Annotated in this window: 15 protein-coding genes; 11 read left to right on the top strand and 4 right to left on the bottom strand. The window is 59.7% G+C overall.

From position 1 onward, the window contains the following. Positions 1 to 228 precede the first annotated feature (228 nt). From XX99_RS16590 to XX99_RS16580, 3 genes are all read right to left on the bottom strand, one after another. Positions 229 to 1,221 (bottom strand): Gfo/Idh/MocA family protein, encoded by a 993-nt coding sequence (locus XX99_RS16590; RefSeq protein ID WP_050060540.1) that lies wholly within the window; start codon positions 1,219 to 1,221, stop codon positions 229 to 231. A 2-nt stretch (positions 1,222 to 1,223) separates the two neighbouring features. Further along, positions 1,224 to 2,351, bottom strand: a complete 1,128-nt coding sequence (locus XX99_RS16585) for a SurA N-terminal domain-containing protein (protein WP_231581444.1) — start codon at positions 2,349 to 2,351, stop codon at positions 1,224 to 1,226. Between the two features lie 183 nt (positions 2,352 to 2,534). Then, positions 2,535 to 3,488, bottom strand: coding sequence for a DsbA family protein (locus XX99_RS16580; RefSeq protein WP_050060539.1), 954 nt, complete (start codon positions 3,486 to 3,488; stop codon positions 2,535 to 2,537). 453 nt (positions 3,489 to 3,941) lie between these two features. On the opposite strand from XX99_RS16580, the gene XX99_RS28410 reads away from it, so the two are divergent. The 9 genes from XX99_RS28410 to XX99_RS16570 all read left to right on the top strand — a co-directional run bounded on the left by XX99_RS28410 (position 3,942) and on the right by XX99_RS16570 (position 6,551). Beyond that, the gene (locus XX99_RS28410; protein ID WP_260315395.1) at positions 3,942 to 4,064 is read left to right on the top strand and encodes a hypothetical protein; all 123 of its coding nucleotides are present in this window, start codon (positions 3,942 to 3,944) and stop codon (positions 4,062 to 4,064) included. A 67-nt stretch (positions 4,065 to 4,131) separates the two neighbouring features. After that, positions 4,132 to 4,254, top strand: a complete 123-nt coding sequence (locus tag XX99_RS28405; protein WP_260315394.1) for a hypothetical protein — start codon at positions 4,132 to 4,134, stop codon at positions 4,252 to 4,254. Positions 4,255 to 4,314: 60 nt separating this feature from the next. After that, positions 4,315 to 4,437 (top strand): hypothetical protein, encoded by a 123-nt coding sequence (locus tag XX99_RS28400; protein WP_260315393.1) that lies wholly within the window; start codon positions 4,315 to 4,317, stop codon positions 4,435 to 4,437. Between the two features lie 62 nt (positions 4,438 to 4,499). Beyond that, complete coding sequence (locus XX99_RS28395) at positions 4,500 to 4,622, top strand: hypothetical protein (RefSeq protein WP_260315393.1); 123 nt, start codon at positions 4,500 to 4,502, stop codon at positions 4,620 to 4,622. Between the two features lie 62 nt (positions 4,623 to 4,684). Further along, entirely contained in the window at positions 4,685 to 4,807 is a 123-nt protein-coding gene (locus XX99_RS28390) for a hypothetical protein (RefSeq protein ID WP_260315393.1), read from the top strand. A 64-nt stretch (positions 4,808 to 4,871) separates the two neighbouring features. Continuing rightward, complete coding sequence (locus XX99_RS28385; RefSeq protein WP_260315392.1) at positions 4,872 to 4,994, top strand: hypothetical protein; 123 nt, start codon at positions 4,872 to 4,874, stop codon at positions 4,992 to 4,994. A 63-nt stretch (positions 4,995 to 5,057) separates the two neighbouring features. Continuing rightward, positions 5,058 to 5,180 (top strand): hypothetical protein, encoded by a 123-nt coding sequence (locus XX99_RS28380; RefSeq protein WP_260315391.1) that lies wholly within the window; start codon positions 5,058 to 5,060, stop codon positions 5,178 to 5,180. Between the two features lie 49 nt (positions 5,181 to 5,229). Further along, entirely contained in the window at positions 5,230 to 6,018 is a 789-nt protein-coding gene (locus XX99_RS16575; protein ID WP_156186040.1) for a hypothetical protein, read from the top strand. Continuing rightward, positions 6,015 to 6,551, top strand: coding sequence for a hypothetical protein (locus tag XX99_RS16570; RefSeq protein ID WP_231581443.1), 537 nt, complete (start codon positions 6,015 to 6,017; stop codon positions 6,549 to 6,551). Before XX99_RS16575 ends, XX99_RS16570 begins: the two co-directional genes overlap by 4 nt. 307 nt (positions 6,552 to 6,858) lie before the next feature. On the opposite strand, the gene XX99_RS16565 is transcribed toward XX99_RS16570, so the two are convergent. Further along, on the bottom strand, positions 6,859 to 9,369 hold the full coding sequence (locus XX99_RS16565; protein WP_156186039.1) for an LPS-assembly protein LptD: 2,511 nt from the start codon (positions 9,367 to 9,369) through the stop codon (positions 6,859 to 6,861). Between the two features lie 395 nt (positions 9,370 to 9,764). Between XX99_RS16565 and XX99_RS16560 the strand changes: the two genes are divergently transcribed. Both XX99_RS16560 and XX99_RS16555 read left to right on the top strand, forming a co-directional pair. After that, a complete protein-coding gene (locus XX99_RS16560; RefSeq protein WP_050060536.1) occupies positions 9,765 to 11,195 on the top strand; it encodes an RDD family protein in 1,431 nt (476 codons plus the stop codon). A gap of 111 nt (positions 11,196 to 11,306) precedes the next feature. Next, on the top strand, positions 11,307 to 12,824 hold the full coding sequence (locus XX99_RS16555; RefSeq protein WP_050060535.1) for an ArnT family glycosyltransferase: 1,518 nt from the start codon (positions 11,307 to 11,309) through the stop codon (positions 12,822 to 12,824). Positions 12,825 to 12,831 lie beyond the last annotated feature (7 nt).

Here is a 12,831-nt window from a genome sequence, read left to right as displayed (position 1 = left end):
CACGATGGCACTGTGAAGGATGGGGCACCCGGCGGGATCACCACCGGCGGGTTCACCGCTAAGACGCGAAGGACGCCAAGAAGTCATTCAACATTCTTTGTGCCGGGGAGCGGTTAAAACTGCAGGTCCCTCGACTGCGTTCGCTTACGCGAACTCCGCTCGGGATGACAATTCTTAAAATTGCAAAAGGAGTGATGGAAACGTGCTACGGCTGCAAGGACGCTGAGACTAGCTGATGGCTTCGCGTCTGCCGTTGCGCCAGCTGGCGTAGGCGGCGTCCAGCACCTTTTGATTGTGGAGGCCGTCGCTGGCTGGGGCCAGGTAGTCGCCTCGTCCCTCGGTCCATTGGGCGAAGCCGTCGAGCATGAGGCCGTAGGCGTCGGCGTTGGTGACTGTTTCGCTCAAGAGAACCTGATCGCCCTTGCGCAGCACGACTTCGATGGGATGATCGACGGTCAGGCCGTTCTCGCAGAGGATGACGCCGATCTCTCCGGTGACTTCGACCAGGCTGCGATAGCTGGCGCGTGTGGTCACGGTGACGGTGGCCATGGCCTCGGAGGCGAGCGCGAGCGCGAGCACCGCGTAGGACTCGACCGCACCCGATTCCGCATCGCTATGGGCTAATGTGCTCACCGCGGTTACATTTGTCTGCAGGACGAAGCGCAGGGCGTCAAGGCAATGCACGCCTACGTCGCCGATGGGGCCACCACAGGCCAGCGCGGGGTCGTAGATCCACTCGCGGGGGCTTCTCTCCGCAGAGTAGGCGAATTGCGAGTGCGCGAGCACCGGCTTGCCGACCTTGCCCTCGGCGATCCACTGGCGGATGAGCGCCAGGCTGCGGTAGTAGCGCATATTCTGAGCCACACCGAGTACAACGTTCGCAGCCTTGGCCGCGGCCAGCATCTGTTCCACTTCACCGGTGTTCATGCCCAGCGGTTTCTCGCAGAGGATGGCTTTGCCGTGCTTCGCGGCCAGCAAAACATCGGAGAGGTGCAGGGCGTCTGGCGACGAGATGAAGATAGCGTCAATCTCGGGCGACGCGCAGAGAGCTTCGGCCGTCTCGAAGACATGGGGGATGGAGAACTCCCGGGCATTCTCGCGAGCCTTATCGAGATTGCGCCGCCACAAGCCGGCGAGCTGCGAATCGCGAGCTTCGGCAAAGCCTGGGATCATGCGCTTGACGGCGTGATGACCGAAGCCGAGGATGCCGTAGCGGATCATCGCTACTGGGCTCCGTTCTTGAAGATCTCTTCGGCGAAGTAGTTCTCGACGCGGGCCTGATCGCGCAGCATTTCGATGTAGGCGTTCTTGAGCAGCTGCGAGCGGGCGTCGCGCAACTGGCTGCGGATGGCCTGCTGCACGCGGGGATCGTTCAGCTCACGCTGTCCGGCGGCCTGCTTGTCGACGAGCTTGTAGATGGCGTAGCCAACGGCTTTCTTTCCGGCCGGTGTTCCCTCGTAAAGCGGGAGCACGTCGGTTACCTGTCCCGGCTTCAGCTTGCCGACCGCGTTATAAATCTCGGGATCGGAGTGCAGCTGGGACTCGGAGACGAAGCCCATGTCGCCGCCGCTCTGCGCGTTGTCGGGGCGCTCGGAGAAGTTCGCTGCCAGCATGCCGAAGTCTTCGCCGCTCTCGATGCGGTTGTGCAGGGTGTCGATCTTCTTCTTGGCGTCGGTATCGTTGGCGGCTTTGCTGTTCTGCAGGTTGCCGGCCTGCTGCGCGGGCGCTGCGACCGATGTCACAACGATCTGAGCCAGATGATACTGAGGCTCGATGAGGTTGAACTCCGCCTTATGCGCGTTGTAGTAATTCGCGATATCGGTGTCGGTGATGTTGATCTTGGAGTTGATCTCTTTATTGAAGAGCTTTTCTTCGGTCTTGCCGCGGCGAATCTCGCGCTTCAGGTCGTCCAGGGTCAGATGGCGGTCCTGCAGACGCTTGTTGAACTCCTCCTGGGTGAAGGGCGCCTTGAACTCGTTGATCTTGCTCATGACCTCTTCGTCGGTGGCCACGAGATTCAGCTTGGCCGCGCGCTGCATCAGGATCTCTTCATCGATGAGATCGCGCACCACGTTCAGGCGGATGATGTCGCCCTGCTCGCGCGAAGGATGCTGGTTCGATTGCCCCAGGGTGTCCTGGTAGCGCGTTTCTACGTCAGGGCGCAGGATCGGCTTTCCGTTTACAATGGCCAGCGTGTCGGGGCTGTGACCCCGCTGGCAGCCGGTTACGCCGCAGACTGCGGCCAGCGCCAGCGCCGCCGCTGCATGCATTTGGAAGGGACGCTTACTGCGGATGGTGCTGGAAGTGGATGGGGCGAGGGTGGTGCGGTGAGCGTCCAATCGGAATTGCAAACAGTTATCTCCTTAGAATCGCATCGGCAAACATGGCGATGCACCGGTCGCGACTTACCAGCCGGCACAAGCAGGGCCAGGGTTCGAAAGGCGGCTCTTCCAGCATAATTGAAAGCCCGCAAATCGGCATGAATCGCTGCGTAATGATCAAACTGCGAGGTCATGCCGATTTGAGTTTCGGCGTCAGTTACCCTGCTTGGCCGGCTCCGGCGGCTTGGGGGCAGCGGGTGGGGTGACTCCCTCCGAGACCAGGGCGCGGTCGATGATGGTCCACAGCGTGGAGACATCCAGAGCACCCTGCATCTGCTCGCCGTTGACGTAGAGGGTGGGCGTCTGTTCGATGCCGAGGTCCTCGGCCTGCTTGACCTCGGAGCGGACCGCGGTTTCGTCCTGTTTTGCGACACAGGCGCTGAGTGTGGCGGCATCGAGCGCGCTCTTCACGCCCTGCTGGGTGGCCAGCTTATCGAGGGTGGCGTTGGCCTTCACCAGATTCCGGTCCGGCCCGGTGACGTCCTCGCCATGGACGTGGAGATAGTCCACGTAACTCCAATAGGCCGAAGCGTTCTGGGAGGCCAGGCAGTTGGCGTCGACGGCGGCGTGCATTGCCCAGGGATGCAGCTCTTCGAGGGGCAGGTCCCGATACACCACTTTAATGAGCCCTTTGTAATGATCCAGAGTGTCCGGGAAGAGCTCGGCGTGCATCTTGGCGCAGTAGGGGCATTCGAGGTCATCGAAGTTGACGATCACTACCTTGGCGTCAGGGTTTCCGCGCACCGGCCGGTTGGCGTAGGGGACCAGGTCGGCCGGGTTCTTCGCGATGTTCCACTCGGAGAGCCGTGCCAGGGTCTGGCCATCTTTTGATATCAGGAAAGAAAGGGTCTGGGTGTGGTCGGCATGTCCAGGGAGCGAGAAGGTGACATTGACTTTGTCGAAGCCGGGGATTTCGCCGGGGCTGCGCTGTCCGACGGTAACCACATACTCGGTAGGAACTTTCAGCTTTTCCCGGGCCAGCACTTCGATCTTGCGTGCGGTCTCCCGGTCGACAGGGCTGCCCGCCGCAACCGGGTTTGTTTGTGCCTTGCAGCCTGCCGCGGCCACGGCCAGCAGGCAGACAAAAATGAGTCGGATTCGAGACAAACCAGCCACCTTTCGGATGTCTCGATTATCTCACTGGGGAAGAGGAGCCGAGGCCGGCAGAAGCCTGATCGAGGCCGCTGGTTACCGTGGGATGGATCCGAAATTGGCTGCAGGGAAATGGACTTAGTCACCCACAACAAGTTGTATCTGCCTTTAAAAGCAGGTGTACTTTGCAAAAAACTACTTAGATGCAACTTACTTGCATCATTTTATTGTCGAAGCAATCCAGACAGCATAGGCTCTATACAACATTGGTTGCGTTACCGCCCGGGGGGAATCTCTCATGCAGAAGGTAGTGCGGAATCCAGTCCACACGGATGTAACCAAAGTGTTTCGTTTCACTCTTACCGGCCAATACCTAAACGACTTATGCTGAAAGACCATAAGGCGGGCGCCCGACCTGCCTGTTCAGCACGCACCTGCTTCAAAAATGCAATCAACAAGGAGCTTTCCATGAACAAGATCGCCCGTAACCTGATCCTTGCCGCCGCCGTCCTGGCCGGCTTCGCCGCAACCTCTTACGCTTCGCTGGTCAGTGCACCAGAGCCGATGCCACCGGGTATTTCGCGCGGCTAGCTCGTTTGTAGGCTATTCCTAACCATTGCATTTGACATCACTTCGACCCAGCACGGGGAGAATCAAAATGACCAAGATTGTTCGCAACGTCGTTCTCGCCGCCACCATGCTTGCCGGTTTCAGCGGCGCGTCCTTTGCCAGCCTGATTACCGCTCCGGTGCCGATGCCCGCAGGAATGCCGCGCGGCTAAGTCGTTCTTTGGGAATTCAATTCAACAATCAATGTTGTTTAAGCAAACGGGAGACTCATCATGAACAAGATCGTTCGCAATCTGGTCCTTGCCGCCGCTGTTCTGGCTGGCTTCGCCGCAACCTCTTACGCTTCGCTGATGACTGCGCCGGAGCCTTTGCCGCCGGGTGTTTCGCGGGGCTAAATCGTTTCTAGACTGCTGTTCAACTCAACGTTTTCGACTCGATAAATATTTGGAGATTCACTATGAACAAGATCGTTCGCAATCTGGTCCTTGCCGCTGCCGTTCTGGCCGGCTTCGCCGCAACCTCTTACGCTTCGCTGATGACTGCGCCAGAGCCGCTGCCGCCGGGCGTTTCGCGGGGCTAAACCATTTCTAGACTGCTGTTCAACGCAACGTTTTCGACTCGATAAATATTTGGAGATTCACTATGAACAAGATCGTCCGCAATCTGGTCCTTGCCGCCGCTGTTCTGGCTGGCTTCGCCGCAACCTCTTACGCTTCGTTGATGACTGCGCCGGAGCCTTTGCCGCCGGGTGTTTCGCGGGGCTAAGTCGTTTCTAGACTGTCACTCAACCCAAGCATCTCGAACTCACTTCAATATTTGGAGATTCACTATGAACAAGATCGTTCGCAATTTGGTCCTTGCCGCCGCCGTTCTGGCCGGCTTCGCCGCAACCTCTTACGCTTCGTTGATCACTGCGCCCGAGCCGTTACCGCCAGGCGTGCTGCGGGGCTAAGTCGTTTCTCGGCTGTCACTCAACCCAAGCATCTCGAACTCACTTCATATTTGGAGATTCACTATGAACAAGATCGTTCGCAATCTGGTCCTCGCCGCTACCATTCTGGCCGGCTTCGCCGCAACTTCCTACGCCTCGTTGATCACTGCGCCCGAGCCGTTACCGCCAGGCGTGCTGCGAGGTTAAGCAGACAGTTCTGGCGGAATTACCTGTACTACGGTTGAGTTGATGGTTCATGCTATTAGCCATGGGCCTCACCTGGAAAGACGTGGCGCTGTGGATCGCCGGATTTTCTGCCTTCGCGGCTTTATTCGCCGTCCTGATAGGCAAGAAGAGGGCGCGTCAGTTCCCGTTTTTCGCGACGCTGATAGGATTTGACGCGCTCCAAAACATTGTTCTGTTTTTTGCTTTCAAAGATCAGAGCCTGTATTCCTATGCCTTTTGGATCGGCCAAGCCATTGAGTTCGTTCTTCAAATTGCCGTCGTTGTAGAAATTGCCCGTCAGGTATTCCGCCCCTTCGGCCGATGGGCATCCGGCGCGCGTTCGTTCTGGGTGGCAGCATGTGGAATCAGCCTGGTTGCGGCGCTCGGGCTGACTTTCATTGCCAGTCCCCATGCCCCCACCTACACCTGGGCATGGGTGATCAAGGGCAAGCTGTTTGCAATCATGCTAACTTGCATGATCTCGATTGCCGTTCTTGTTACAGCTCGTCAGTATGGCCTGGCGTGGCGCAATCACGTCATAGGGCTGGCCCAAGGTTGGACGATGTGGGCCTTCATTACTTTCGTTGTAGAGACCTTTCATAGTTATTTGGGCTATACCACCCTCTATCAGCGGTTGCAATATGTAGGGGATCTCGCGAATCTGGTTGCTCTAGGCTTTTGGATTTTCATTTTCTGGCAGGAAGAGCCTAGCCGCGTGGTTTCACCGGAAAGACACAAGTTTTTGGTTGAACAGCAGCGTCAGCTCGGCTACTATGTCGACAAGTTGGTTAGTCGCTCCGATTCGCGACGGTCCTCATGAGCCTTCCCTACCTTATCGTCGCCGGCGGTACCGTCCTCGCAACCGGGGCCACTCTTCTCTGGTCGATGAAGGGTGTCACGCAGCTCCGCGATAAGGAGTGGGACGACCTACTGCAGATGCTTCAGCCAGTCCATTTCCGCGGACTGGAGCTGGTTGCTCTGGACCACATCGATCCGCATGGGCATCAGCTGCAAATCGAGCCGGGTGATATGTGGGCTCTGCTGGGCGGGCCGGAGGGTCTGCGGCGCATGAAGCAGAATGCCGACATCATGATTGCGTTGGCCGCCTATGCCAGCCGCTGGAACATGGTCGAAGCCGCCATCGTGGCGGAACGCATGCGGCAAGACGCGATCATGCTCAAGCGGGCTCTTTTCCGCATCAAGTTCGACGCTACCCTGCATCGCCGTCCGATCCGTTTTCCTTTTTATCTGCACCAGGTCGCATCGTCTTATTACCTGATGCTGCGCCGGCTGCTCTGCCTCTACGAGGCGAATCATGCGGGACTTCATCCGCGCCTGGCTGCAGCTCTCTAGGCTGATCCGAATTTCCTCGTTCCAGGGCTGAGGCCCTTTGTCTCCGCTGCCAGATCATGACCAACCTTGTTTGGCGAGCGGGGTTTCCCCTCGGCGGCTAAAGCCACGGCGATTTCACCTGCTTTACACATGGCGTGAAGGCCGTATCTACCCCAAACCAGTGCTTTGTCAGCAACCTGAGCCCCATTCACGCACGGCCTGTAGGGTCGTACGCTTCCAAGACGAAGTCAAGCCACAAGGCGAGTCGATAAGGCAGGGCTGCAAAGCGAGGCCATGATGAGTTCCGTCCCTGAAGGGCGCTTTTGTCCTAGAAGACCCTGGTGGCCCAGGAGAGGCTGCCCGCAGATCCTACATTTGCCAGCGTGAAGTTGTAGAGATAAGTCGTGTGTTCGGGCACGGTTCCCAGCGAATAGCGGCGCACCTCGAAGCTCAAGCCGCAGCAGTTCCAGTTGTAATTGGCCTGCACGCCGCCATATTGGAGCTTGTCGAGAGTGAAATCGTATCCGGCGTTGATTCCCGTACTTAGCCCCGGCTTGATCGAGTTTCCGTAGATCGCCGACAGCCGGACCTGATTGAAGTTGGTCTCCGTTGCTGCGGCGGTGGAGGTTGATGCCGGGGTGGTCGTTCCGGACGGGGTTGCTGTGGCCGTGCTCGCGGGTTCTGCGCCGGGCAGCGTATGCAGGTGGGCATCGCCGAAGGTGAAGGTGTAATCGCCGTGCTTGTAAGCGGCGAAGATATTGCTGGAGTCGAGCCGGCCGGTCTTGGTGTCGTAGTCGACGTCCCATTCGAGGTTGGTGGATGAGGTCGTCTGCCAGCGCAGCCTGGAGATCACGGGCGAGTAGGCCCGCTCCCGGGCCAGAAAGGCTACGCCGGTCAGGTCGAGGGTGGTGTCCAGCACATTGCGGCTGCGCGGGGTGATGGCTCCGCCGAAGTGGTCGTCGAAGAAATACTTTTGCGCGACCTGCCAGCTCAGCCAGTTCACGGTTTCCCCGGCACAGGTGTCGTCAGGGCCGAGCGCTTCGTCTCCGGTGCAGGGATGCGGGCGCAGGTGGCGCAGAAACAGGCGCTGGGTGAGCGAATATTCCAGCTCGTTCGTGTTGCTGGCTACGTCCACGGAGTCGAAGCGCAGGGTGGAATCGAAGTCATTGATTCCGGTCACGTACTTGTACTGCACATCGGGTTCCAGGGTGTGGCGCACGTCTGCGCCCAGGAGGTGTTCCAGCCAGGGCGTTGAGAAGTCACGCTGGAGTGCGGGGGGGCGGAAGTCCAGGCCGGCCTCGAAGTCTTTGCGGTTCAGGGTGGCATCGCGCTCGGTCGGGACGATGCCCAGGGGGCCAGGGTTCTGGCTCTTCCCGTAGAAGGTGTCACGCAGGCCTACCACCGGGCGAAAAGTCCAGCCATAGAAATGCACAGGCAGCGCCAGGTGAGGATAGACATCCAGCCGCGGCACGACGTGCGAGGTCTGGAAGCCGGGCTCGGTTCGGGAAAGGCCGCTGCCGCTCGCAGTGACTCCCCACATCAGCGGGGTGCCCTCGAGATACTGATCGATGCCATCGAAGGTCAGCGAGGGAACGTGCAGGATGGTGATCTCCTGCTCTCCGGTTACGGTGCCGGCGCTGCTTTCGAAGCTCTGATAGCGATTGAAGGCGATGCTTTCGGCGAGGGCCTGGTGGGAGTGGGCGAGAAAGGCCTGAGACTTGACTTCCGAGTTGATGGCGACGGAGTAGTTGTCTTCGAACTCCTGGCGGTAGGCGTAGGAGCTCAGGTATTCGATGTCGGCAACGCTGCGCGTCTCGGTATCGAAATCGTGGCGGCCGTCGAAGAGCATGTCCACGCCGCCCTGGTTTTCGTTTCCGGGAAGCCGATCGAGCAGGCTTTGGAAGCGGAATGTGGCGAAGTCGTTGCCGCGCCCACGCAAGCGGAAGATGGCCGAGGGAGCGAAGCCGCGCTTGGAGAAGTACTGGGCTCCGACGGTCAGGTCGGCGCTGCGCCCGAGTACGAAATAGATTTCCTCGCCGAAGATGAATCCCTTGGTGGTGTCATTGCCGAGGATGGGGATCTCGATTCCCGACTGTCGGGAATCGCCGTTGATCGCGTGGGTCACGTAGGGCATGTAGAAGACCGGCACCTTGTGGACTATCGGCAGTCCTTTCAGCTCGAAGACGCTGCTCTTGCCCCTGGCGACTCCGTTCTGGAGGAAGAAATTGCGCGCGATCAGTTGCCAGTCCGGGTTGGGCAGGCTGCAGGAGGTCATGGTTCCCTGGATGACGTGATAGCTCTGCTCGCCAGTCTGGATGAACTCCTTGCCGGATATGGCGAAGGGGCTGGATGAGGCCAGCTGGGGCTTGCTCTGCGCGATGGCTCCGACACCGGGAATGAAATTGGTAACGGCCTTGACCTGCGATGTGCGGCCCTGGCCCAGGGTGCCGGTTACGTCGTAATAGTGCGCGATATGGGCATCGGGATTCATGGTTCCGTGCGAGGCGCGCAGGTGCGCCTGGTCCGGTCCGCCGTCGACGCGAAGATTGCCCTGGGCAACTATGTCGCCGGTGTCCTGGTTGTAGGTCGCGCGATCGGCGGAGATCACGTAGTCCTTGTAGTGGATGACGACATTGCCAAGCAGGGTGTAGACCACTCCGGCGTCGGTCTTGACCGAGGTCTGCGTCACTGCCTCGATCTTGACGGGCAGACCGACGGGCGGCGGAGGAACGACGTGGGCCTCGGGGATGGTGCTGGAAACGCTGGCATCGTCAGGATCGGCGTCGGCAGGGTCGGGAATGCTCGCGGAGGCCGAGGCGGCTTCTGCGGGGGCGTCCACACGTGGCCCGTTTGCACTTTGCGCGCTTGCCGGACCCGCGGGAGGAAACTGCTTCGTTAATGCCTGTGACCAAAGCTGCGGATGACATAGCAGCAGCAGCGTGGTACACCAAAAGTTGCGGGCTCTCATTGCAAGGGGCACCTCAAGGATAGCAAAGCTTTCATCCCCGGCTCTTTTGCCTGGAAGCTCCGCAGCTCTGGCTCGAAATATCGTTCTCTCGCCGACATTGGAGATATACCGATGGCCGCCAGAAGTGTGTTCCGATACCAGCACCGACCTCCGTCTCTTTCCATCACGCACGTTGACACACACAACAGACGCGTTTCTTCCGGGTTTCGTCTCGTCAGGGATACCCGGAAGCAGGCTGCGCCCCGATAGGAAACGAGGATTATCCGTTGAGCGCTTCTTCCAGTTCTTCGCAGCAGACGTCCGAGTTCGAAGACGTACCCCAGAGGCTTCCTTCCTGGAAGCAGGAAGTGAATGCACGCCTCGATGCGCACCGCACCCGTCGCACGCGTTCCGGCGCGGAGCAGCCGGCGTTGCCGGGCCTGGAGGCGGCACGCCAGGAATCGCGCTCGGCTCGCGTGGCGGCCCGAGTGGCGGAACGCTATTCGAAGGCGCCGACTTACAGCCAGATGCTGGCCGCCGAGGCCGCCAACGCGGCTCGTGCGGCCGAGGCTGCGGCTGTTGCTGCACAGCAGGCTCATGCTGCGGCACAGGCCATCCTGACAGGCCTAGGGGCGGGTCTGGATACCGAGACCGATCTTGAGCCGGAACTCGGGCCGGAGCTCGTTCTCGATCGCGAACCGGGGTTCGTCGCGCCCGCGCGAGTTCTCCGTGAAGAGGCCCGGGCGGAAGAAGACCGGACGCACGAAGCTCCCGTCTCGATCGTCGAGCCTGCGCCTGCGCGCATCCAGTACCATATCCATCCGGATTCCCTGCCGCAGAGCCGCCAGGCGCCCTCGCACGAGTCCCAGAACCGGGAGCCGGCGCCGTCTCGTCCGCGCATCATCGAGGACTATCCCACCAACATAGAAGACCCGTTCGAGGACGCCTTCATCGCGGCCGCACAACCTCTGCCCGCCAAACTCATCGAATTCCCAAGAGAGTTGGTGGCGACCCGCAAGGCTCGTCCCCGCATCGCCGAGGGTCCTCTGCGCGACTCGGAGGGTGAGCCGGAAGCGGCGCAGCTGAGGATTTTCGAAGTCGAACCCGAGGCCATCTCGCACGAAGCGCTTTACAAGGAGCCGGTCGTGGATCAGATCCTTCCCGAATGGCATACCATCCAACTCGACGCCCGGACGGATCAGAACGAGGGCGGGGAACGGCCGCTGGGCCGCCAGCCGGCCCGCGCATCGGGCAGCCCGGAGCGGCGGCCTGAGAAGCCGTATTCGCCGCTGCTGGAGATGCTGCCGCTGCACATCGCGCCGATGGAGGACCGCCTGATGGCAGGCATCGTCGACGCCGCGCTGGTGCTGATTGCGTTCACGCTCTTTGTGCTGGTCTTTGTCGCCTGCACCACGCATCCGCCGATGGGCAAGCCGGCCTTCGCTGCAGCCGGAGCTTTGCTGGTGGCCTTCTTCGCGCTCTATCAGTGGCTTTTCTTTACCTATGCCGACGGCACGCCGGGGATGCGCTACGCCAAGATTGCGCTCTGCACCTTCGACGACGAGAATCCCACGCGGAAGACCATGCGGAACCGGGTCGCAGCATTGCTGCTCTCGGCGCTTCCGCTCGGCCTGGGCGTGCTGTGGGCCTTTCTCGACGACGACCGCATGACCTGGCACGACCGCATCACGCGGACTTACCAGCGAAGCTACCGCTAGAGTCAAACGCGCCGCGCTTCGATTGCGAGACCCGCGCCATCTTCGAGAGCGGAGAGGCAGGCGGATGTTTGCGGTCATTCTGTTTTGCAAACTGAGCGGGGTTTAGGCCTGATGAACGGATCTCCACTGGCTGGTGAAAATGCCGGCCAGAAGCGCCGGTGGATTACTTCCACTGTGCTGTCGATGATCGTGGCGGCTGCGGCGTTTTTGCCGCTTCTGGGGCATAAGCCGCTGGCCGATTGGGATGAGGCGATCTATGCCGAGATCGCGAGGGAGCTGCTCGGGCGATTCAGCTTTACCCTGACGTGGCAATTTCATCCATGGTTTGAGAAGCCTCCGCTCTCCATGTGGCTGACGGCGGCGTGCTTTCGACTCTTTGCTGTCAATGAATTCTGGGCGCGGGCAGTTTCGGCATTTTCCGGTATCGCGGTTGCCGGCCTGATTCATGGACAGCTGGCGCGGGTGCGCGGACTGGCTGCGGCCTGGGCATCCACCCTGGTCCTGTTTTTGACGCTCGGCTTTGTGCGCGCGTGCCATACGGGCGAGGTGGATATGCTTCTCACGCTCGGCTGCTGCGTGTCGCTGTGCGGCATCACTCGACTTCGCGGGGATCTGGGGCAGCAGATCATGGGCCGCGGCTGGTTTCTCTTCTGGATTGGACTCAGCATTGCGGTGATGACCAAAGGTGCGGCGGCAATCGTTATTCCGCTGACACTCGTGATCCTGTTGCTGTGGGAGCGCTGGCCGCTGCGGGTGTTCGATCGGCGATTTTTTCTGGGTTTACTGCTCTTCCTGGTGCTGGTTCTGCCCTGGCATGTGGTGATGTATCGCGAGTATGGGATGCCTTTCGTTCGCGAGTATCTAGGCAAGCAGATGCTGGCGCGCGCTACCTCCACGCTCGAACTTCACAACAACCCACCGTGGTTCTTCATGGAAGTGCTGCTGGCTTTTGCATCGCCATGGGTCTTGGTCTTTCCCATTGTGTTGTGGAGAGGTTTTCGCGAGAGAGAGTTTCGGGAATACAGGGTTTTTGCACTGGTGGTTTTTGCGCTTTTTACAGCGAGCCAGACCCGTTTGCCACGCTATATCGTGCCCATGTATCCAGCGATTGCTTTGCTTACCGCCGATGGCATCTGTAGCTGGACCGCTCCGATTTTTGCCGCGCGCCGGCGATGGAGAACATGCTTGGTAGCGGCCGTTGGAGCAGTGGCAGCTTTTCTTCTTGCGGTATTTCTTACCAAGGGATTGCGAGAGCGCGTAACTTCACCCAGTACCGCTGTCGCGGCGGTGCACGCGGACAAGAATTTTATTCTGCTGCTACGCGGCGAAGCCCAGCAGCAGGTATCGGAGCCCGTGCTGTTATGCGATGACGATGGCTGGATGGATCTACCATCGGCAATCTTCTACACGAGAAAAAAGACGCAGCAGGTCTGGCTGCTGCAGCGGCCAAAAGATACCGGACGGGAGACGGAATTTTTCAATCCGCTACCCCTTCGGGATTTTGTGAGTGTGCAGCTTCACCTGCTTCTGATTCCAAAACGTCTCCTGGCAGATATTCCCGCGAACATGCTTTTTACGGAGCTGCATCAAGCGGGAAATCTTGTTATAGGGACGATTTCAGAGCGTTAGAGCATTT

This window comes from Silvibacterium bohemicum (assembly GCF_001006305.1).
Classification (GTDB): domain Bacteria; phylum Acidobacteriota; class Terriglobia; order Terriglobales; family Acidobacteriaceae; genus Silvibacterium; species Silvibacterium bohemicum.
This window is presented reverse-complemented; position numbering and strand designations above follow the sequence as displayed.